Here is an 18,150-nt window from a genome sequence, read left to right on the forward strand (position 1 = left end):
TGTGCACACCTCCTGCAAACAAGAGCGTGGGCCCGACTACAAGTGCTTTCCGGGCGGGCGCCGCCTGGTTCACTAGGTTCGGGCTCAACCACCCAGCGAGATCTCGACCATGTCGTTATGCATTGCATGCCATCTTACCAGCCCCGGTCAGGTTTCCCGAGTGGTAATATAGCATGCGAGATCGCGTGGGTCACCTCCGCGCAGATGAAATAGGAACGTCAGGCCATGTTCGATTCTTATATCAGCAAATTTGGTGGCCTGCCTTTGGTCGGTGATCTTCCGGCCGGCCTAGCACTGTGCGCCCTATGGCTTTCGCCAGCGATCATCGCGCTATTGAAGGGACAGCGAGACTTTCGCTTCGCTACAATACCGGCTGCATTATTCTCTCTTATGATGGCCGCCATCGGCGCCTACAACGTCTCACTCTTATGTTGGATTGCGGCTTGGGCAATTCTTGTAGCTAGCTTGGTCCATTCGAGCCGAACCAGCTAGCATCGCGGTGGCTCACGCGCGGACGAATAACGATCAGTTAGGAGCGCGCTCGACAACTTCGACGATCGCGTGAGGAAGGACCTGAGGCGTGGCCTTTGTCCAACGGATGGCCTCTGCGGGGTTTGCTGTCATCAGATCGAAGTGCCAAACCAGTGGCTCCTTGCCCGATGGCATTGGTGTGGTGACGCGAACCGTGGTCGTCTGCATTCCAGTCTCCGAATCTGTTGATACGCAGACTTTAGCGTTGCATTTGCGAATCAGGAATACGTCCAGGATCCATGAGGCCGCGTTGGACACGCGCATTGGTGCATGCCGTCACGCTCGCCGGAGTGCGCGTCGCGCATACGGCTCGAACCGGCGTGCGGCAGTATGTCGGCAAGGAAGCCGGACGTCCCGACCTCACGATGGTGAACGTCTATCGCGACAAAGCGGAGGTATCAGCGAAGATTCGAACCAGCGCTCTTCAGATTCCAAGGCCAGCGGAGGCCCACGGCCCGATTCGACCCGCAAACCGTTATGCTCTAGCGAACGCGGTGCCGTAGATAAACCAGGCCTTCATCGTCCTCGGGACAGGACGCTGCAGCGCACCATCAATTCAGTCTAGACCCTGCGACCTGCCGTCGCTACGCTTTGCACAAGCTCGCCTCAAGATGCGGGCGCTGACGATAGATTACAGGGAGAGACTTTTGAGCGTTCTACAGAAGACGAATCGCAATACTCCAGATGAAGCTACGATTATTGCTTGGGGGCTTTTTTGCTTCATCTTGGTATCGGCCATCACCATGATCGGTCTCTACGTTGCTTTTCGGCATTAGACAGTGAAAGCCCGCGCGGACGATCCGGCGGGCTTTTAATTTCATTACACTTCTGCCGGCGACGGCCCAACTAGATGGAATACTGGAAAGACGATATCGAGCTTCTGTGGACGCTCCGCGATATTAATGGCGGCCGGCTGAAGCTGTCCCCCATCACGGAAGACCAGTTGAGCGAGCTCCTGGAGATGGGGCTCGTCGAAGTCGTGGACGACCAAGTCAAGCTGACCGAAGCGGGATATCGTAAGATCCAATGAAGCCTTTGTACCGCAGGAACGATCTGCCGGCATCACGATTGGGATCACACAAACTAGGGAGGTTGCGATGAACAGGCTAGCTGCAGTTGCTCTCTGTGGATCCTTGCTATTGGCCGTAGTTAGTATGGCGCGCGCTGATCAGCCTGGACCGGACTGGATGCCAATTGAGCAAGTAAAGGCGAAAGTCCTGCAGTCCGGCTACTCTCAGGTTACCAAGCTCGAGGCTGATGATGGCCGATGGGAAGGTGAAGGCATCAAGAATGGTAAAAAGACGGACTTTCACGCAGATCCGAAGACGGGTGTGATTGTCTCTGAGAAGCTTGATGACTAGGCTTCTCGGCCAGCGGTCAAAGAGGGCTACTTCTTCACCTTCGCCTTTTTCTTCTCAGCTTTGAGCACCTCGGCTTGCGCGCGGAATGCTTCAGCCAGATTCCGCATTCGCTCGGCATGCTCGGCATCTTCCGAGTGCTGAGCTTCAGCTTCTGCTTTGTCAGCCTGCTTCCTCAGTGACTTCGTTGGCTTCATGCCGCCGTTTATACCGCAATGCGGGAGGTTACTCCACCGCAAAGCGGCTTATGCACGTCCCCTGGAAGGCGTCGAGCTTCATACCGTCGCCAAAGTTGGCTATGGCCCCCGCTCCCTCGCTACCCGCTCAGCCTTTTGCTGATAGTAGTCGAGCAGGTACACGCGTATCGCCGAAGATAGATTTCCGCGGCCCGCCGCAGTGCCAATTTCGGAGACCAACTCGCCCAAGCTCATAGAGCGCTCCGCCGCCAAATGCTTTAGGGCGTGCCAGAAGCTGGCTTCAAGGCTGATGCTGGTGCGCACACCACCGATGAGAACCGAATGCTTTTGAACAAGCGAAGGCAGCGGCGATGTGTGTCGCATCGCTCGATACTAGTCGCGGAAATCTAAGTCGCGATGCGCGCTAAAGTCGCATGGAAGCAGGCCAACACTATTTTTTGGGATTGAAGCGCCCACCCAAGGTTTTCATGCTTCCGGCCGATGGTTGCGTCTTCGTGAACTCGGCTATGGCCTTGGCCAGCTCAGCATCCGACATCGGGGTAACAGGCTGTCTCAAAGAGCCGTCGCGAAAGCCTAGTTCGATGGCGTCGTAGTGCTCAGACTCATCTACAAGAATGAGCTTCTTGATCCTCGCGAGGATTGCAGAGAAGGGCATGGGGATATTGTGGCCGCGATATCCAAATTAGGCCACTGCTGTTTCAGCGTCGGAAGCAGGTCGTTACCTTTCAAGGCCTAAGCAAAAGTTCAGGATTCAAACTGAGACACTACCCATCATCCGGCGATCGGCTTCGCTCGCCAAATCTCTAACCGCTGCTCAGCTTCATCGGCTTGTGCAGTCGTCTGAGCGTCACGTAGCAGATGAGATATTTTCCATCCCTCGATGTTTCCATGCCTACTGGTAGAGGATCGCCTTAGATCGGTGGCAACGCCACTGAGCCTAATCTTTCGATTTATGTCGATTGGATTTGAGGCGTTCATTGTTGGCCGCTCCGATGTCGGCTTACAACAACCGCCTAAACGCCCGAAGGTTGCATAACGCGATTTGGATCTACTAAAACTAGTAACCTCCGCGCCAGCGACGGTTTCCTAGGCCGGAAGTTCAACCTCAGCGGACTCGACTTCCGTTCTTCTTATGTTCTAATTGAGGGCATGAGTGACAGACCCGCAAGCTGGCGCATGCCGACGCCCAAACAGATGGAAAAGCTGGCTTCCAAGCCGAGCCGCGTACCCGAGCCGCCTATTCCGGTGCCCGGGCCTGCGGACGATCTGCCGGAGGCGTATTGGGATTCCATCGTCCGGGATCCGCGCGGTCAGATCTGCACCGGCGTTCCCATCCAGCAACGTCGCCTCTCGGAAATTCCCCGGCACGTCTTGCGCGTGACCTGCCGGCGCTGCGACCGGATCGTGGAGATCCAGACAGTAGATGCCGTGCGCCTCTACGGAGTCCATGCAGTCTGGAAAGATGTCGGCATGAAGCTGCTCGACAACGGCTGCCAAGAACGCTCAGGACGCCTTGAGGAAGACGGCTGCTGGCCGTCATTTGAGACGACATAACATTTTTGATTTTCCTTTTTGACCGTCGCGCCTGGATGCCCATATGGCTCCGAAATATCATCCCACGCCCCTCTCCGGCGGCGACCGCAAAGCTCTGAGCAAAGAGCTCCGGAAAGCGCGCGGGATGACTGCCATCCTTGCCACCCAGTCCGACGAGATGAGGTCCAAAGGTGACGCCTTGATCAGGCAGGCCGATCGGCTTCTCTGCGAAAGCTGGAACGAACGGATGTGGGCGGATGGCGAACCGATTGATCCTTCTCCTGCAGTCGATCAGGCCGTCAACGGCGGCTTCCCGTGGCTGGAGATTGAATGCTCCCGGTGCAAGACGCCAAACAACATCGACCTCGCTACGCTACGCTGTCCGCCAACCACCTTCGTGCACGATCTCGCCAGCAAGCTAAGATGCGAGAAATGTAGAAAGGCAGGGAAGCGGCCGTCTGCAACGTTGCTACAGTTAGGCGAGCGACCGCGGCAATTGCGAACGGACACTTGATAATGTGCAATCTCTATTCGATGACGAAGACCCAGGATGCGATCCGGCAACTTTTTCGCGTGACGAAGGACATCGCTGGCAATCTCCCGCCAATGCCCGGCATTTTCCCGAACCGGATGGCGCCGATCGTGCGCAACACTGACGGCGAGCGCGAACTAGCGATGGTGCGATGGGGCATGCCGTCACCCGATTTCGTCCAGCTTAAGGACGCAAAGGCGCGCGCGGCGAAGCTTGAAGCCAAAGGCAAGCCATTCGACTTCAAGGAACTGCTGCGCATGGAGCCCGACGCTGGAGTGACCAACATCCGCACGTTGCAGAGCAAGCATTGGTTGCGCTGGACCGGCGTCCAGCATCGATGCATCGTGCCATTCACATCGTTCAGCGAGCATAACGCCAATTATGGCGGAAACGTCTGGATTGCGCTGGACGAAAGTCGACCGCTGACATGCTTCGCCGGCCTTTGGCTGCCGGCTTGGACATCGGTCCGCCTGGTGAAGGAAGGCGAGACAACCAACGACCTGTTCGGCTTCCTGACCTGCGACGCCAACGACTTCATGAAGCCGATCCACAGTAAGGCTATGCCCGTTATTCTCACCAAGCCGGAAGAGGTAGAAGTCTGGATGCGCGCGCCGTGGGACGAAGCGAAGTCGCTCCAGCGGTCTTTACCTGACGATGCTCTGAGAATCGTGGCACAAGGCCCGTCCAAATACGATGGTGCCCCTCCTCCATGAAGTTCGTCAAAGGCCGCCCCTACGCCGATCCCGATAACGCCGCCGCCAGACTGCTTGAGATCGCGAAGACCCTCCGGATCGACGAAGGCCGCATGCCGGTCGGGGAATGGAATTCGACCTTAATATGGAAGGACAAGGCGAGCGTCGAGGAATACACCGCGGGCCGCGACAAGCTAGTCGCCGACGGCATCATCCGGATCCACGAGTGCGGCGGATTCTTTATGTGGAAGTCGGAGGCGCCGGACGGCGAGCTCCCCGGAACCCAACCGATACTTTGAGAGTTTTAACGATACTCTGTGCCCTGCCGCGCGACGGCTCTAGTACGAGTACCGGCCATGCCACTCACCCGAACCCTACCCTGTCCAAATTGCGGAGCCGCCACTTATTGGATCAGATGCTCCCTCCCCGAAAATGACTTCGTTGCGCACACCTATGAGTGCCCAAAGTGCAGCTTCATCCATGCCGCTGTTGAGCCAGATCCAGTGGTCCAAGCAAAGGGCTGGTTGAAGCGCGAACTGCGACCGCCGGAGAATTAGCCGTGGTCAGGCGCCTGCTTGCGAAACGATGGGACACAGATGACGTCGCCAAGCTGAAAGAGCTGGCCGACAATGGAGCGTCTGCCCTGCGAGCCGCGGCCGCGCTCGGCCGGCCCCTTACATCGGTAAGAAGGAAAGCGCTCGATCTGGGTATTCCGCTGGCCGGCGTCCGAAAGGTAAGGGCTGAGCTACGAGACAAGGGCGCTATCGGGACCGACGAGAGAGGCATGGGCGCTCGATAGGAACCAATCTGCCGCAGGACGTTTGAGTCCGCTGTTCAGTTGCGGAGTTGCGTTGTGTCCTGGTCGACCCGATTTCCCGAGCCCATAGCTCTGCCCGCCGGCGGTAAGCTGGCGACCCTGCAGGATGCCGGCGCCTACATCACAAAATTACCGAAGCAGATCCACGACAGTGGGCCGTGGCAAAACGCCATGCACGTCTTGATCCAGGCCGCCGATCATGGCGGGCCGATCGAGTTCGCCCGGCTCGGTATGATGCAGGCGCTGTGGCCAAAGGGTACGCCGGTCTACCACTCCGTCGACAAAGATCCGAAGTGGCGCAACCGGCCCAAGCTGGTGAGGGATCAGTGAGGGATGAAGTCGGGCCGTTTCAAGTTTGGAGATTTTTGCTCGCTCTTGCAGTGACGGCCGCTGTTATTGGCGCAGCCTATATCACCATCGCTTTCATAATCGGATTCATGAAATGAGGTACCGCGCACCCTACGTCGATTGAATTACTCTCACTGCGTGAGAAAGTGTTGTGAAAGCGCAACTGCCCACCTTGTTCCGTGCGTTGGAACACAAACGGCCCTTATTAGATCGAGATCGATGTGTTTTGCTCGTGCTACCGGAGGAGGGACGATTTTTTAGTACCAGTCAATTTTGAGTAGTTCCGGTAGCCGCCGCGCGAGAATGCCGGCGGTTTTTTCTCGGCAGATATTGCCTGCGTTCACCGAACTAAACTACACAAACTCCAACTTTCGCTTACCCAAGAGTTTTTTTATGAAGAGCATCATTGTTAGCGTACTCACTCTTGCAATTATTTCGGCCTCGGCCTCGGCAGCAATGATGCAAGAGCGTGTCGAACCGCGCAAATAACCACGAGATGCTGGATCGGTTAGTCGCGCTGGGCCGAAGACGTCCATGACGAAGAGCCAACGAGAAGCGATCGCAGCGGCTGCTCGACTGAGAGCGATATCTCGAAGATGCAAAGAGTTTGCGAGATTCGTCGGGTATCGATCTGTGTCCGATCGGCTAAATGCACTGGCGATAAAATACCAAGAACAAGCTCGGAGAGTCGAGGAACGCGCCGGACTGCGCTCAAATGGAGATGATCCTGACGACCGGCCTTCGTTTAGTTTGCGGGGAAGGCGCCGTCGTCGTACTGAATGACTGTCGACTGGCCTTCTGCGATCGGCCACCGTCTATTCAAGAACTCTCGCACCTCTTCCCGAACCACTTCCGTACCGGCGAAGCAACCAAGGCAGAGGCCAGCATATCCGCCGATAAGAAAACAAGCGAAGCAAGCCGTTAATGTTATCCACATCGCAGGGCCTCCATGCTTCACGGAGCTTAGCTCTTCGCCGCATGTACACGAGCTTCGACGTCGAAACGGTATTCCTCCCTGCCCGCAACCGGCGACGTCAATGATAACCGGATTTCTGTCTCAAGTCGCTTAGTTTCTCGCCGGCTGAGAATCGCTCCGTAAACAAGACCGGGGCATCCCGATCGCCCTCTCGGGGCCCTGGGCTACTGGACGGTGACGCGCGCGATACCGCCCATGCCGATTGCGTTGGCTATCGCGAGAACCTGTTCCTAGGCGCCGCGCGGCATGAGTCTATGGCTTCAAAGCCCGAGCACGGTTTTGCTTTAATGCCGTGACTGCTGCATCCAGCTTTTTACGAGAGTTTCCGATCTCGCGAAGTAGTTGGCTCGCCTCCTCTAGCGTGAGACCATGTTTGAAGGCCAAAAAGTCGACGGTGTATCCGGAGTCAGAGGCGGCCTCCACAATCTCGTCGCTGGCCAAAGCTGCTGGCTTGGAGCGCAATCGACTAGCAAACCGCGTTGCGTCCGCTTGCCGAGCAAAAGATCCCGCCATTAATTTAGTTTTACCCGTCGGCCAACGGGCTTCGATCGCAAACCGATCGTCAGCTAGTCGGCGAATTGAGTATTCAGGATCCCCAACACCCATGCACGCCCCCACCAGTTCGCCGAGGTGAGCACACTTTTAAGCTACATCGTCCGACCGGGGGCGATTGCAGATGGCAAATCTCGGCTGGATACCCGTACAGGATCCCCTCCTACCGTTCTGTGACATACTTCACACTAGGACATCAGGTCGCGTTCGGAACCGTCGTCTTGGCCTCGGCTGGGGCGATGAAAAATGCGCACAGCAAAAAGCACGCTGAGACCAGCAGTCGCTACCTTGAGCCTTCGCCCCTTCGGCCTGTTTATCCCACTTCATTTTAAGTTCTCCAGTGATGATTGATTGCGCGATGCCGTCGCGCGGGGAACACATAGAGGCTACCGCGATTATCCGATGAAGGTCGGATGGATGCGGCTGCCGGAAAATGATCGGGAGGAGATCAACGATTTGATTCTTGCGGCTCTTGTGGCCGCAGCTGTCATCGTCAGTCTCGTGTACCTGTCTTGGTACTTTTAGGCTTCGGAGAGGCAGGCCTGCCGGACGTCGTGACAATCGGCAGGTTCGTCAGACTAACCTTAGCGGGCAGCGCCGCACCCTTCGGCCAGTAAAATCCAACGAAAACGTCCACGGCAGCCTTTTGTTGTGATAGGAGGAGGTTTTGAAGGTGTGCCCATATGACCGCGAATGGTCAGACGGCCCTGGATTGCGTGGGCTGCTCTTTTGTTATCCGGGTTGACGTGCCCGATCCGACACCGGCGATGTTCAGCCTTAAGTGCCCAAAGTGCACGAAACTCTGGCTTTACTCTCCCCGCGATATTCGAACTGTCTCCGCACCGGACGGTCCGTCACCGGGTGAAAATCCTCGCTACGAGGACAGGGACCGTCATTGCAAGGTGGTTCGCGCGGGTGCGCGATACGACTCTTGATGACCCTGATTCCGCATGCGCAGGATTCGGGCGTCGGAGAGACGGCCGATGTACGTTCTCGAAAAACTACTGATCGGATTCGGGTTGGCGGCGGGCATCAGCGCCGCGGCGTCGCGGCATGCTTAAGACGATTGCCGTAACGCCTAACACTCTCGGTCCATCTTAAGTCGTGGACTACTGCCCGCCCAAAAGGGTGGCCACGATCGCGACTATTTCCGGTTGGGATTGCTCATACTTATCCTACTAGGCGATGCATGACGTCTGCAGGCAGGCAAGGTCAGGCAATGAAATCCGTGCTGATATTGCTCATCGGTTCCGCCCTTGTTGGCCTGACGGTTGGCTACGTCCTCGCGATGATGGAACTGTTTGAGTAAGCCACGACCGAGGGAACGCCCGCCACAAAGGCAGCGATGGATGTCGTCATTGAGGGATCTCCTATGGGAAAAAGGGCCGTGACGACCAAAGCGCTTTAAATTGAAACTAAAAATAGGCGCTGATCGCACTTTTCGCGGGTAGACAAGGATTCCGCAACTCACTAAATTCTCGACGTCGATGCGAGGGGACGACTCAATGGATCGGCATAAAGCGAGTGCTCTGGACGTCGACGACGCAACGATCGAGACGGTGATCGGCGTCCTGGAGCCTCACATTCGGACCGCCTGCAAAGCGCCGGTTATTGCGCTCATGAGCGGTATAGCGGTTGGAATATTCAGCGGCGCGCTCGGAAAAGCGCTGCTCGTCGGCATCGTCTGCCTTGTCGTTTCGCTGTTCGCAACATGGCGGAGATTCCTTGAACCCATCAGCTTCTGGGTCTTCGTCGCTGCCATCATTTACTGGTGCGACGCCAGGCTGATCGATCGCATTGCAACCGTCACAAGCCACGCACTGTCCTAAGCCCGTTTGATAGCAGGATGGTTTATGTACCTAGGCCAGCAGGTATTGCGCCTCCTGCCGAAATGTTTTTGCAGCCATTTAAGCGTCACGGCAGCGATAGTCATGGAAAGGTGCGCCAACACAACGCACCAAAGTCAATCAAAGTGCTCGTCTATTTCGCTATGGTCCGGCAGCGGTCTGTTGCGCTCATCGGTCAGGCCCAAGTCCGCCATATAGGCGCGTAGTTGTGAATGCCTCGACGCCGGAAATGACACGGGCGCTCGGCGGAGCTCTCCCCATAGCTCACAGAAGGCGATCGCCGCCGGTTCACGCGAGGCGTCCAGCCACACCGCGGGTACGATATAGCGTTGCCACGCGTCGCGCGTGATGCCTTTGAAGCTGCGAGGGCGGCTCAATGGCCCAAAGCTGCTGGCAGACTGCTCCACGGCCTCGCGGACCGCGCCGGCATTGCCATGTCGATCCGGCCGGTGTGAACCGTCGACCAATCGCAGATGCGAGTTCTTCGGTTTCCTGCCTCTCGCCGTCATAATTCACATTCCACGATTTCTATTTGCCATTTTGCGTTTTTTTGAACCCCACCGGTCTCCAAGCGACGACCTTGTAGAGTTTTGAACCACCCCCCGGCGTCGCCGCGCTACTTGCGTTCTTGAATGCTTCGCGGGCGCTTTCCGGATCAGTAACCGATCGCAAGCCACGTATAGGCATCACCGGAGGCCAAGACCATCGGTGAATTGCCGATGGCGTAATACCGATTACGAGCTACAAATCCACTCGTTGTGATGCTCGATGCGTTACTCTGCAGTATGTATGTGGAGGTCGCAGCCGTCGTGAACGTGATCTGCACCGAGCGCGCAGCCGTGGGAAAGGCGATTGGGAACGTGATCGCGGTATCTGCCCCCGAGTTGGTGCCCCATTGCATAATGGTGCCGTCTGCAAGCTTCACGTAGCCATTGGAGCTTTGAGAATGGGCCGGTACCGCAAATGTATTGATCGCATCGACCACACGAACCGGCGTCATCGCCGTGGTGTTGTCCGTGCCAGCCAGCGCCTGGGCATTGGTTGACGCTGGGACCGATATCGTGCCGGTCGCGGTGATCGGACCGCCGGTAGCAAGGCCCGCGGTCGCAACATTTGTCACTGTACCAGACCCGCCGCCGGCTCCGACACCTAAGACACAGCTATAGTTTGTCCCATCTGAATGACAGTGCACGCCCTGGTTCTGCGAAAGAGCTAGACTTGCGCCACCATTGATCGTCGATGTCGTCGGCGTGATCGTTACCGTTCCCGCCCCCCTATTCTGGAAGGCGACACTCCAGCCGCTGACGAAGGTGGACCCGTTCGCCTGCGGAAGCGTGACCCCTACAGCTGACGCATTGTTGAGAGTAACGAGCTTCCCGCAATCGCTGTCTTGCACCGTATAGCTGGTGCCGGTCTGTGGGTTAATGGTCAGACTCGCCCGAAGGGTTCGATCGGCGGAGAGATCGCCCCCGCCCGCAAGACCACACCCCGTAGCGATGTTGCGAGATGCGTTAGCTTTCAACGCCGCAATGGCATCGGCATAACCCGTACTTGCGGCCTTCGTCGAGTTGTCCCCCGGGGATTGTGTACCCACGATCGCGTTGCTCAGCGTCTTGTTGGTAAGTGTGTCTGTGGTCGCCCGCCCAACAAGGGTATCGGTCGAAGTCGGGAGCGTGAGAGTTCCAGTGTTTACGATGCTCCCGATAACCGGCGCGGTCAGCGTCTTATTGGTCAGTGTGTCGGTCGTGTTGCGACCGACATAGGTGTCCGTACCCTGGAACGTCAGCGTTGTGCCGTCAGTGCCCGACAGGGTCAACGAGTTGCTGAAGTTCAGTGTCTTCCCGGCCGAACCTGTCAGCGTGTAGGTCCCGGCCGTGAAGACGTTGCCGTTGATCGAGGTCGCAGTCGCCGCCCCCAACGTCGGGGTCGTGAACACCGGAGAGACCGCACGCGCCAGCGCGCCAGTGCCAGTGTTCGCTGTGGCCGCGACGCCGTTGATCGACAGGCTGTTGCCCGTTCCAGCGGTGTCAAAAGTCTTGTTCGTGAGTGTGTCGGTCGTAGCCTTGCCGAGCAGTGTGTCGGTCGCGACCGGTAGCGTCAGCGTCGTCGTGCCGGCCGTCGCGCCCGCCTTCAGCGTGGTGGTGCCGGACGTCACCCCCTTAAGGACCACCGTCGCATCGTTGAACGACTTGGCACCGGTAACGGTCTCGGCATTGCCGAGGGTCATGGCGGTGCCGGATGCAGCCGGTCCGGTCAGCGTTACCCCGTCAGGAATTGTCAGTGTTGCCGACGTCACCGGTGCGGTGATTGCCACCTTGTTGACGCTGGTCGCCGAGGCTACGCCCAGAGCCGGGGTAACGAGCGCCGGCGACGTGGCGCGCACCACAGCCCCCGTCCCAGTGTTCGCCGTTGCAGCCAGGCCGTTGATGCTGAAGCTGTTGCCCGTCCCGGCCGTGTCGTAGGTCTTGTTCGTCAGGGTGTCCGTCGTCGCGCGACCGACAAGCGTATCGGTCGAAGTCGGTAGCGTCAGCGTTCCGGCATTCACGATCGATGCGATGACAGGCGTCGTCAGTGTTTTGTTCGTGAGCGTATCCGTCGTGGCGCGGCCAACGATGGTGTCTGAGGCTGCAGGCAGCGTCAGCGTCGTGGTGCCGGCCACAGCGCTGGCATCGAGGGTCGTCGTGCCGCTGGTCGTGCCGGCGAGCTTCAGACGGCCGACGGCGCCTGGCGAGCCGAAGGTCTTGATACCTGTAACGGTCTCGGTGTTGCCCAGGGTCATCGCCGTGCCTGACGCAGCCGGTCCGGTGAGGGTGACGCCGTCAGGGATCGTCAGCGTCGCCGAGGTGGCCGGCGCGGTGATCGCAACTTTATTGATCGACGTCGCGGTGGCCACACCGAGCGATGGCGTCGTCAATGTCGGGCTCGTCAAGGTCTTGTTGGTCAGCGTGTCCGTCGTGTTACGCGCGACCAGCGTGTCGGTCGCAGCCGGGAGCGTTAGCGTGCCGGATGCGGCTGCGGCGGCATTCAGAATCGTAGTGCCGGACGACGAGCCGGCCAAGATAAGCTTGGCCGAAGCGAAGGTCTTTGCTCCCGTAAAGGCCTGCACGGCGGCCAGCGTCGCAATGGTGTCGCTCGCATCCGGTAGCGTGAAAGTCTTGATCGTGGATGCAGGACCAGCAAAGCCGACAAAAGCCGAATTCGTGCCGCCCTTGGATGGCGTGAGCACCGACGAGCCCTGATTGGTCTGCGCGAAAGCAGGCGAGCAGCCCAGGGCGAACGCCAGCGCAGATGCCGCTGGGATGAGAAGGCGCGAAAACTTGCTCATCGCGCGACCCACATCTTGCCAAGCGCCATGAAAGAGACAGACGAAAAATTCCCGTCGAGATGGTAGTCACCTACGTCGGTTCGGCCCGTCACGATGATATGCGATCGAGAGGCGCGGCCCATGCAATCCTTGATGACGACGGAGGTGAGGTCTGCATGCTTGGTCGGGTCGCCAAGGCGCACGACGCCTACTTGATCGCTGTTGACCAAAATGAGCTTGTCTCCCGGACGCACGTCAATCGGCCCGGAGCCCGAGACATTTCGGATACCTGCAACAGTCGACTGGTAGTTTACCGGTGTGCATCGTTCGCCTGCCACCGCTTGGGTGCAAAGCGTGACGCCAATGGCGGCGATCGTCATAAGCAGTTTCATGTTTTCGTTCCTTCGTTCGTGATCCGCGCCAGTGCATCCGTGGTCGCGAGATTTGGGACCAGTGCGCGAGGAGCGCGGGCTCGCGCTTCCGCCTGCCTGAGGCGCTCGATGCCCTCAGCCAGCAGTTTCCGTCTCAATTCCTTCGCCGCGCGGCCATACCGACCGTGCCGATAGTTGCCGTTCGCCTCTCCCAATGGTGCGCCACTCCGCGGCGCCCCGCCGTGAAGCCGACATCGGCGCTTGCCAACCGCCGGCGAACGCCTGCACGGCAATCCACCCCTGTTCTTGGCTCCGCAGGTGCCGTCCATGGGGTTGATCAAGGTTTTCTCCTCAGATTTGCACGCGTAAGAAATTGACTTGCCCACCGGTCCCGAACCGAAACGGCTCAGAGATCGAGGCCACCCCGGGGTCTGCAGCCTGCGATGGCTGCGCAGATCGCGGCGTAGTCAGTGGAAGGCACTGTCTTGAGCCAGTCCGCGTGCCGTCGCGTTTCCTCTGCTCGCATGGCATCAAGAGCGCGCCGCTGGTGCATTCTCTGGACGACGCTATGGCGACCATGCCTGACCGCATTCTGGTTGCCCGGTTGCCCGCCTCGCTTCCTGCCCTGCATTCGTTCTGACCCTTTCTCAAAACCTGCGGAATTTCGTTTTGCTGGATGGCACCGGTCCGTAAGCGACACGCTCGTAGAGTTTCGAATGCCCCCGGGGGCGTGCATCGCGGCTCATGTGTCGGCCTGCGATGTTGATCCAGCGGCAGGCTTTGACTTTGCCTCGAACTGGAGTCCGTGGTTGTCGTAGTGAGCCTTGAGCTGCTCCGGGGTCGGTGCCGGCTTCGGGGGCGTGTCGTGCAGACAGGCAAGCTCCCGTGATCTGGCAACAAGACCTGCCCTGATAGCTTCCCATACCGCCGGGTCAGCAGGCCGCAGGATCGGCGCGTGCAGCACCTGCTTGATCTCATGCGCCTCGACGTGAACCCTGGAGACGTAGCTGTTCACGACCAGCCTCAGGCGCGGCGACGTCGGCGGGAAGTCGGGGTTAAGTCCCGGCACCGATCCCCGTGAAATATCCCGGCATGCGTCCTTCACGGCCCACAGGGGCACGCCGAGCAGATCCTCGGCATACTTGCGCACCTGCAGCTGCACCTCGATTACAGGCACACCTCGCGTCGAAGGGAAGCCCAGCATCAGCTTTGCGATCTCCTCCTCGATCGCCTCGACCGCAGCGGGCTTCGAGCTCGATCGAAGCAGGTCCAGTCGCTTGGTCAGGCGCTCGCGCACAGGCTCGGGCAAAGGCGCCGACAGGCAGCCGTCCTCCCATCCGAGACGGATCGCCGCGAGCTCGCTCGCCAGCGGCAAGTCGGTCCCAGGCGAACCCTGGCTAATCCTGGTGGTCGTAGGCGTCGGCAATCGGCTCACCACTTCGCTCCATGTGTCTGTTGAACAAGATCTGCGCATAGCCGCTCAAGCCGGCGGTGGACGCGTGACCGAGCGGGCTTGCGGGCTCGTCGGCCCAGCATCCGGCGTTCAGCCACGTCGATGGGTGTTTGGTGTAGCGAGGGTCCTGCCCTGCCCGTTCGATGGCATACCGGCGCATCGCCGCGGTGATCTCTGCCGGCGTCGCACCGGATGCGACTGCCTTGGGCCATGCCTTCAGTGCCGCGGCTCGGGATTTCTTGAGCGGGCATGCGGACCAGAACTCATCGAATCCGTCAGACGTCGCGATCTGCTTCCGCGGCTTGGCTGCCTTAGCTTTCGATTTCGAAATTTGATTTTCAGTCTCCGCGTCATCCGAAGGATGCGCGAGAGAGTCTGTCTTGAAGTTGTTATTGATATTGAAGTTGAAGTTGTTATTGGCTTCGGAGGGGCTTGGAAGGGGCTTCGATGTCCCTTCATCCTGTGCCTCACTCTTCGGAGGAACAGGCGGGGCCGTCAGGTGATACGACGAGCCATACTTCTCGAAAAAACACTGCTGTATCAGCTTGTTCTCGATCTGATCGAAGATGCGCTGAATGTGTTTTTGCCGCTTGTCCTGCGGCTTCAGGTCGGCGCCGATCTGGTATCGCGCCATCTCGCGGACCCAGATTGTCTCTGTCGCTTCATCGAAGGTGCAAAACCCGATTTCGCAGAGCCTTCGAAGCCCCTTCAATGCCCCTTCGATGGGGCATCCTGTTTCCAGCGTGATGTACTGGAGTGGACAGCGATAGATGCCGAGACTGTTCCCGTGCGGCGACGTCATCAGGTACAGCGCGACGAGTTGCGCATTGGCATCTCCACGGAGCTGCCGGCCCGTGGAGCCGGTCCAGAAGGATGGCCAGACGATGCCGTAGTTCATGCTCATGCCACACCGCCGATCGGTGCTGCGAGCAGCAGATGCGTCCTGAACTCGTCCACCTCATAGCGCGAGAAAGCCCCGCATGACCGCAACGGGCATCTGGCGATGGCGCCGACGACCGCTGCCGGAAACAGGAAGTCGAGATCGTCGGAGATGAATGGCGCAAGGTCAGGACGCCCGTAGAGCATCGCCACGAATGCACCGAGCCGGGTGTTCACCGCCGCCCTATAGTCCGGCGAAGTGCCCATCAGCGTTTCTACGACCAGGCGATCAATGCCGGTGGGATCCAGCACACGATGTCGCTGGCCCATGCGGCCTACAATGCAGGCGACGTCGGACGCTGCCACGGCCATTCCCATTGCTTCACTCATCGGCTCTCTCCCGTTGGATCAAAGGCGGCGTCACGCATGTTCTTGTCCGCCTCCGGCTCGAGGGTCGGATCGATCCACAACGCGAGGCTTTCCAGCCATGTCGCTGAGTTGCTGCCGAGCCGCAGCAATCGACGGGCTGTGGAACGCCGGATCCGTTGCTTCCAGCAGCCGCTCGATGCGGGAAACCCGGTCCCGAAGCGCGTCCAGTTCATTCGCTTCCGCTTTCTGTTCCTGGCGCCGGCTCACCAACGCGCGCAAATACTCGACCTCGCTAGCGCGGATGCACACGCGGCTGTCGCGATACCAGACGTCCTTGATGCGAGATGCCGTCCAGTCCTGGAGCTCGCGACCCACGCGTCGAAGCACGGCCTTCTTGGATTCATCGGCGCGGCGTGCGCCGGCGACTACTCGCAAAAGGCTCGACGCTTCGCTTAAGAGCATCTCACTCATGGCTTCCGACCGATTTTCGGATTTTTTCGACATCACCTGTGTCCCTATGGTTGGGACGCGAGGCGTTACGCAACGCGACACGAACTACACAACGATCAGGCGGCACGCCGGCAGAGTTTGGCGACGAAGACGGCGACTGCTGAACAAGAAGAAGATTCGGATGAGACCCACCGCGGCGCATGTGCGCCGTCGGTCGGAAGAAGTTGCCTGCAGGGTTCGCCCCGGCCCTACCAGGCACACAAGGGCGGGCAGACGCGGAACACCCCGACGCGTCTGCCCGCCGCTCGGGCACATCGGAGACGCCAATGACTCTGCGATCGACCGCCATCACACCTCCCTCTCGACACAGGACGCGGGCGAGCGAGAGCCACACGCAAATTGCCGTGGCACGCTATCAAGACTGGGATCGTGAGATGATCCGGCTTCACGGACCGCTGTACTACAGAGAAATGGGCTGGACGCTGCACTGATATTGCAGCGCCCATGTGTATTACTGGGATGCTTGCCGGATGAGCCTTGCGACTCACCCGGCTTGCATCCCTCGTTGGTGGTGCCAACCGAACCAACGGAGCTACAAATGTTCGACGATTGGAAGAAGGACGAGACCGGCAACATCAGCGTGAATCCCCTCGTGGGGTATTCGACGATGATCGCTGCAGAGACTGCGATCGGCGTGAAGCTCGACTATCTGGTCGCCGGAGATAAATTCGAAACGCCGTCTGGCGGTCTTCAACTCGTGATAACACCGATTCAAGCGCAACAGCTTGCTCAGGCGCTACTGACCGCAGCGGAGAAGGTTCTGAGCATAAAACCGAGGGGCCAGCCCTCCTGAGGTAGGTCATGTCGGCCCCACCTGTCGGAGTACGGCCACCGCACCGTCGGCCCTATCCTTGAAGGATGAAGCGGACGCTGCACTGAACCGCGAATGGCGGAGATCAATCCATGACTGCAGCGTCACAGCCCCTCCGCTCTCGATGGCGATCGTGCTCACAACGTGAAGCGGGGGTTCAAGCTCTCCGGTTTCCCATCGCTGCCACGTCCGCGCAGGGTTTTTGCCGACCACGCCGCCGATTTTTGCGGCCTTGGCCATCGAGAGGTTCGCGTTGACGCGCCAAGTTCGCGGTGATGTCTGCATCGTTATATATAGCCATAAACGCTATATTAAGGCAATAGCTTTATAGCGCTTTGATATATAGACATTTTTACGGATACAGCGAAAAGAGCTATATGGCTGCCGCACCAAATCAAATCGCCCGAATCCGGAAAGAGCGCGGGCTTTCCCAGCAGCAACTCGCCGAGAAGCTAGGCGTCCATTGGATCACCGTTAGCAAGCTCGAGCGCGGCAAGCAGCGATTGACCACAGAATGGATGGACAAGATTGCAGCTGCGCTAGAGGTTGGCCGCTGGGTCCTTCTAGGCGACACCGAGCCGGTTGCAGTCGTGAACCTTTACGGCCGCCTGACTAAGCGCGGGATCGTCGATCCGATTCCAGCAGACGCTATGAAGACTCGCCACTTCTACAAGTGGACTTTCGACGATCCAGAGGCCGTTTGGTACGAAGTTGGAGAGGACGGCTTTTTCCCGATGTTTCATAAGGGCGACCTGCTGAAATTCAGCTTGGAGCGGAAGCCGCCCCAGGAGTATTTGGGTCGGCTGTGCACTGTTCAAGACAAGGAACGTAATCAGTTCTTCGGCGTGCTCGCCAACGGTTCGGCCCCAGGACTGTTCGACATTCAGGTGATCGGCGACCGCCCGATTAGGGACATCCAGGTAGCTGCAATCGCTCAATTAACGATGGCGCTTTTTGACGAACCCGAGCAACTCGGTCCGACTGACGAAGACGGGCACGAAGTTTTATAGCGATAATGGCTATAATATCCCTTGACGTAAATATAGCTATTATGGCTATATGCGCCCCGT

General features: G+C 58.7%; 25 protein-coding genes. 12 read left to right on the plus strand and 13 right to left on the minus strand.

The window, feature by feature from the left end:
• Positions 1-525: 525 nt before the first annotated feature.
• Positions 526-699, minus strand: a complete 174-nt coding sequence (locus AB7813_RS08785) for a hypothetical protein (protein WP_158596809.1) — start codon at positions 697-699, stop codon at positions 526-528.
• Between the two features lie 682 nt (positions 700-1,381).
• Between AB7813_RS08785 and AB7813_RS08790 the strand changes: the two genes are divergently transcribed.
• Entirely contained in the window at positions 1,382-1,561 is a 180-nt protein-coding gene (locus AB7813_RS08790; protein WP_441228039.1) for a hypothetical protein, read from the plus strand.
• Positions 1,562-1,628: 67 nt separating this feature from the next.
• Entirely contained in the window at positions 1,629-1,892 is a 264-nt protein-coding gene (locus AB7813_RS08795) for a PepSY domain-containing protein (RefSeq protein ID WP_441228040.1), read from the plus strand.
• Positions 1,893-1,918: 26 nt separating this feature from the next.
• On the opposite strand, the gene AB7813_RS08800 is transcribed toward AB7813_RS08795, so the two are convergent.
• The 3 genes from AB7813_RS08800 to AB7813_RS08810 all read right to left on the minus strand — a co-directional run bounded on the left by AB7813_RS08800 (position 1,919) and on the right by AB7813_RS08810 (position 2,741).
• Entirely contained in the window at positions 1,919-2,086 is a 168-nt protein-coding gene (locus tag AB7813_RS08800; protein WP_441228041.1) for a hypothetical protein, read from the minus strand.
• 99 nt (positions 2,087-2,185) lie between these two features.
• Entirely contained in the window at positions 2,186-2,449 is a 264-nt protein-coding gene (locus tag AB7813_RS08805; RefSeq protein ID WP_441228042.1) for a ribbon-helix-helix domain-containing protein, read from the minus strand.
• A 67-nt stretch (positions 2,450-2,516) separates the two neighbouring features.
• Positions 2,517-2,741, minus strand: a complete 225-nt coding sequence (locus tag AB7813_RS08810; protein ID WP_441228043.1) for a hypothetical protein — start codon at positions 2,739-2,741, stop codon at positions 2,517-2,519.
• Between the two features lie 521 nt (positions 2,742-3,262).
• Between AB7813_RS08810 and AB7813_RS08815 the strand changes: the two genes are divergently transcribed.
• From AB7813_RS08815 to AB7813_RS08840, 6 genes are all read left to right on the plus strand, one after another.
• Complete coding sequence (locus AB7813_RS08815) at positions 3,263-3,640, plus strand: hypothetical protein (RefSeq protein WP_441228044.1); 378 nt, start codon at positions 3,263-3,265, stop codon at positions 3,638-3,640.
• Positions 3,641-3,683: 43 nt separating this feature from the next.
• Entirely contained in the window at positions 3,684-4,133 is a 450-nt protein-coding gene (locus AB7813_RS08820) for a hypothetical protein (RefSeq protein WP_441228045.1), read from the plus strand.
• Between the two features lie 2 nt (positions 4,134-4,135).
• Complete coding sequence (locus AB7813_RS08825; protein ID WP_441228046.1) at positions 4,136-4,864, plus strand: SOS response-associated peptidase; 729 nt, start codon at positions 4,136-4,138, stop codon at positions 4,862-4,864.
• Positions 4,861-5,142, plus strand: a complete 282-nt coding sequence (locus AB7813_RS08830) for a hypothetical protein (RefSeq protein WP_441228047.1) — start codon at positions 4,861-4,863, stop codon at positions 5,140-5,142. The genes AB7813_RS08825 and AB7813_RS08830 overlap by 4 nt, the downstream gene beginning before the upstream one ends.
• A 554-nt stretch (positions 5,143-5,696) precedes the next feature.
• Positions 5,697-5,990 carry a hypothetical protein gene (locus tag AB7813_RS08835; RefSeq protein ID WP_441228048.1) on the plus strand — a complete coding sequence of 98 codons (294 nt, stop codon included), beginning with the start codon at positions 5,697-5,699 and terminating at the stop codon, positions 5,988-5,990.
• A gap of 733 nt (positions 5,991-6,723) precedes the next feature.
• Positions 6,724-6,933: a hypothetical protein gene (locus AB7813_RS08840; RefSeq protein WP_441228049.1), complete on the plus strand. Its 210-nt coding sequence runs from the start codon at positions 6,724-6,726 to the stop codon at positions 6,931-6,933.
• A gap of 303 nt (positions 6,934-7,236) precedes the next feature.
• On the opposite strand, the gene AB7813_RS08845 is transcribed toward AB7813_RS08840, so the two are convergent.
• Complete coding sequence (locus tag AB7813_RS08845) at positions 7,237-7,590, minus strand: hypothetical protein (protein ID WP_441228050.1); 354 nt, start codon at positions 7,588-7,590, stop codon at positions 7,237-7,239.
• Positions 7,591-7,887: 297 nt separating this feature from the next.
• Between AB7813_RS08845 and AB7813_RS08850 the strand changes: the two genes are divergently transcribed.
• Entirely contained in the window at positions 7,888-8,061 is a 174-nt protein-coding gene (locus tag AB7813_RS08850; protein ID WP_441228051.1) for a hypothetical protein, read from the plus strand.
• Positions 8,062-9,041: 980 nt separating this feature from the next.
• Positions 9,042-9,365, plus strand: coding sequence for a hypothetical protein (locus AB7813_RS08855; protein WP_441228052.1), 324 nt, complete (start codon positions 9,042-9,044; stop codon positions 9,363-9,365).
• Positions 9,366-9,499: 134 nt separating this feature from the next.
• Here AB7813_RS08855 and AB7813_RS08860 read toward each other — a convergent pair whose 3' ends face one another.
• From AB7813_RS08860 to AB7813_RS08895, 8 genes are all read right to left on the minus strand, one after another.
• Positions 9,500-9,892, minus strand: a complete 393-nt coding sequence (locus AB7813_RS08860) for a hypothetical protein (RefSeq protein ID WP_441228053.1) — start codon at positions 9,890-9,892, stop codon at positions 9,500-9,502.
• A gap of 146 nt (positions 9,893-10,038) precedes the next feature.
• Entirely contained in the window at positions 10,039-12,708 is a 2,670-nt protein-coding gene (locus AB7813_RS08865) for a beta strand repeat-containing protein (protein ID WP_441228054.1), read from the minus strand.
• The gene (locus AB7813_RS08870; protein WP_441228055.1) at positions 12,705-13,079 is read right to left on the minus strand and encodes a hypothetical protein; all 375 of its coding nucleotides are present in this window, start codon (positions 13,077-13,079) and stop codon (positions 12,705-12,707) included. The genes AB7813_RS08865 and AB7813_RS08870 overlap by 4 nt, the downstream gene beginning before the upstream one ends.
• A complete protein-coding gene (locus tag AB7813_RS08875; protein ID WP_441228968.1) occupies positions 13,076-13,387 on the minus strand; it encodes an HGGxSTG domain-containing protein in 312 nt (103 codons plus the stop codon). The genes AB7813_RS08870 and AB7813_RS08875 overlap by 4 nt, the downstream gene beginning before the upstream one ends.
• A 413-nt stretch (positions 13,388-13,800) precedes the next feature.
• The gene (locus tag AB7813_RS08880) at positions 13,801-14,433 is read right to left on the minus strand and encodes a hypothetical protein (RefSeq protein ID WP_441228056.1); all 633 of its coding nucleotides are present in this window, start codon (positions 14,431-14,433) and stop codon (positions 13,801-13,803) included.
• A 22-nt stretch (positions 14,434-14,455) separates the two neighbouring features.
• A complete protein-coding gene (locus tag AB7813_RS08885; RefSeq protein WP_441228057.1) occupies positions 14,456-15,409 on the minus strand; it encodes a hypothetical protein in 954 nt (317 codons plus the stop codon).
• A gap of 2 nt (positions 15,410-15,411) precedes the next feature.
• Complete coding sequence (locus AB7813_RS08890) at positions 15,412-15,780, minus strand: hypothetical protein (RefSeq protein WP_441228058.1); 369 nt, start codon at positions 15,778-15,780, stop codon at positions 15,412-15,414.
• Positions 15,781-15,810: 30 nt separating this feature from the next.
• Entirely contained in the window at positions 15,811-16,263 is a 453-nt protein-coding gene (locus AB7813_RS08895; protein ID WP_441228059.1) for a hypothetical protein, read from the minus strand.
• A 544-nt stretch (positions 16,264-16,807) separates the two neighbouring features.
• Here AB7813_RS08895 and AB7813_RS08900 point away from each other — a divergent pair.
• Both AB7813_RS08900 and AB7813_RS08905 read left to right on the plus strand, forming a co-directional pair.
• On the plus strand, positions 16,808-17,062 hold the full coding sequence (locus AB7813_RS08900; protein ID WP_441228060.1) for a chemotaxis protein: 255 nt from the start codon (positions 16,808-16,810) through the stop codon (positions 17,060-17,062).
• A 395-nt stretch (positions 17,063-17,457) separates the two neighbouring features.
• A complete protein-coding gene (locus tag AB7813_RS08905) occupies positions 17,458-18,090 on the plus strand; it encodes a helix-turn-helix domain-containing protein (RefSeq protein ID WP_441228061.1) in 633 nt (210 codons plus the stop codon).
• The last annotated feature ends 60 nt before the right edge of the window (positions 18,091-18,150 follow it).

Origin of the sequence: Tardiphaga sp. 20_F10_N6_6, assembly GCF_052076045.1 — a bacterium.
Taxonomy (GTDB): Bacteria; Pseudomonadota; Alphaproteobacteria; order Rhizobiales; family Xanthobacteraceae; genus Tardiphaga; species Tardiphaga robiniae.

Coding starts and splice junctions, on each gene's coding strand:
- AB7813_RS08785 (WP_158596809.1), bottom strand. CDS start 699: ATGCAGACGACCACGGTTCGCGTCACCACACCAATGCCATCGGGCAAG.
- AB7813_RS08790 (WP_441228039.1), top strand. CDS start 1,382: ATGGAATACTGGAAAGACGATATCGAGCTTCTGTGGACGCTCCGCGAT.
- AB7813_RS08795 (WP_441228040.1), top strand. CDS start 1,629: ATGAACAGGCTAGCTGCAGTTGCTCTCTGTGGATCCTTGCTATTGGCC.
- AB7813_RS08800 (WP_441228041.1), bottom strand. CDS start 2,086: ATGAAGCCAACGAAGTCACTGAGGAAGCAGGCTGACAAAGCAGAAGCT.
- AB7813_RS08805 (WP_441228042.1), bottom strand. CDS start 2,449: ATGCGACACACATCGCCGCTGCCTTCGCTTGTTCAAAAGCATTCGGTT.
- AB7813_RS08810 (WP_441228043.1), bottom strand. CDS start 2,741: ATGCCCTTCTCTGCAATCCTCGCGAGGATCAAGAAGCTCATTCTTGTA.
- AB7813_RS08815 (WP_441228044.1), top strand. CDS start 3,263: ATGCCGACGCCCAAACAGATGGAAAAGCTGGCTTCCAAGCCGAGCCGC.
- AB7813_RS08820 (WP_441228045.1), top strand. CDS start 3,684: ATGGCTCCGAAATATCATCCCACGCCCCTCTCCGGCGGCGACCGCAAA.
- AB7813_RS08825 (WP_441228046.1), top strand. CDS start 4,136: ATGTGCAATCTCTATTCGATGACGAAGACCCAGGATGCGATCCGGCAA.
- AB7813_RS08830 (WP_441228047.1), top strand. CDS start 4,861: ATGAAGTTCGTCAAAGGCCGCCCCTACGCCGATCCCGATAACGCCGCC.
- AB7813_RS08840 (WP_441228049.1), top strand. CDS start 6,724: ATGGAGATGATCCTGACGACCGGCCTTCGTTTAGTTTGCGGGGAAGGC.
- AB7813_RS08845 (WP_441228050.1), bottom strand. CDS start 7,590: ATGGGTGTTGGGGATCCTGAATACTCAATTCGCCGACTAGCTGACGAT.
- AB7813_RS08855 (WP_441228052.1), top strand. CDS start 9,042: ATGGATCGGCATAAAGCGAGTGCTCTGGACGTCGACGACGCAACGATC.
- AB7813_RS08860 (WP_441228053.1), bottom strand. CDS start 9,892: ATGACGGCGAGAGGCAGGAAACCGAAGAACTCGCATCTGCGATTGGTC.
- AB7813_RS08865 (WP_441228054.1), bottom strand. CDS start 12,708: ATGAGCAAGTTTTCGCGCCTTCTCATCCCAGCGGCATCTGCGCTGGCG.
- AB7813_RS08870 (WP_441228055.1), bottom strand. CDS start 13,079: ATGAAACTGCTTATGACGATCGCCGCCATTGGCGTCACGCTTTGCACC.
- AB7813_RS08875 (WP_441228968.1), bottom strand. CDS start 13,387: ATGGACGGCACCTGCGGAGCCAAGAACAGGGGTGGATTGCCGTGCAGG.
- AB7813_RS08885 (WP_441228057.1), bottom strand. CDS start 15,409: ATGAACTACGGCATCGTCTGGCCATCCTTCTGGACCGGCTCCACGGGC.
- AB7813_RS08890 (WP_441228058.1), bottom strand. CDS start 15,780: ATGAGTGAAGCAATGGGAATGGCCGTGGCAGCGTCCGACGTCGCCTGC.
- AB7813_RS08895 (WP_441228059.1), bottom strand. CDS start 16,263: ATGTCGAAAAAATCCGAAAATCGGTCGGAAGCCATGAGTGAGATGCTC.
- AB7813_RS08900 (WP_441228060.1), top strand. CDS start 16,808: ATGTTCGACGATTGGAAGAAGGACGAGACCGGCAACATCAGCGTGAAT.
- AB7813_RS08905 (WP_441228061.1), top strand. CDS start 17,458: ATGGCTGCCGCACCAAATCAAATCGCCCGAATCCGGAAAGAGCGCGGG.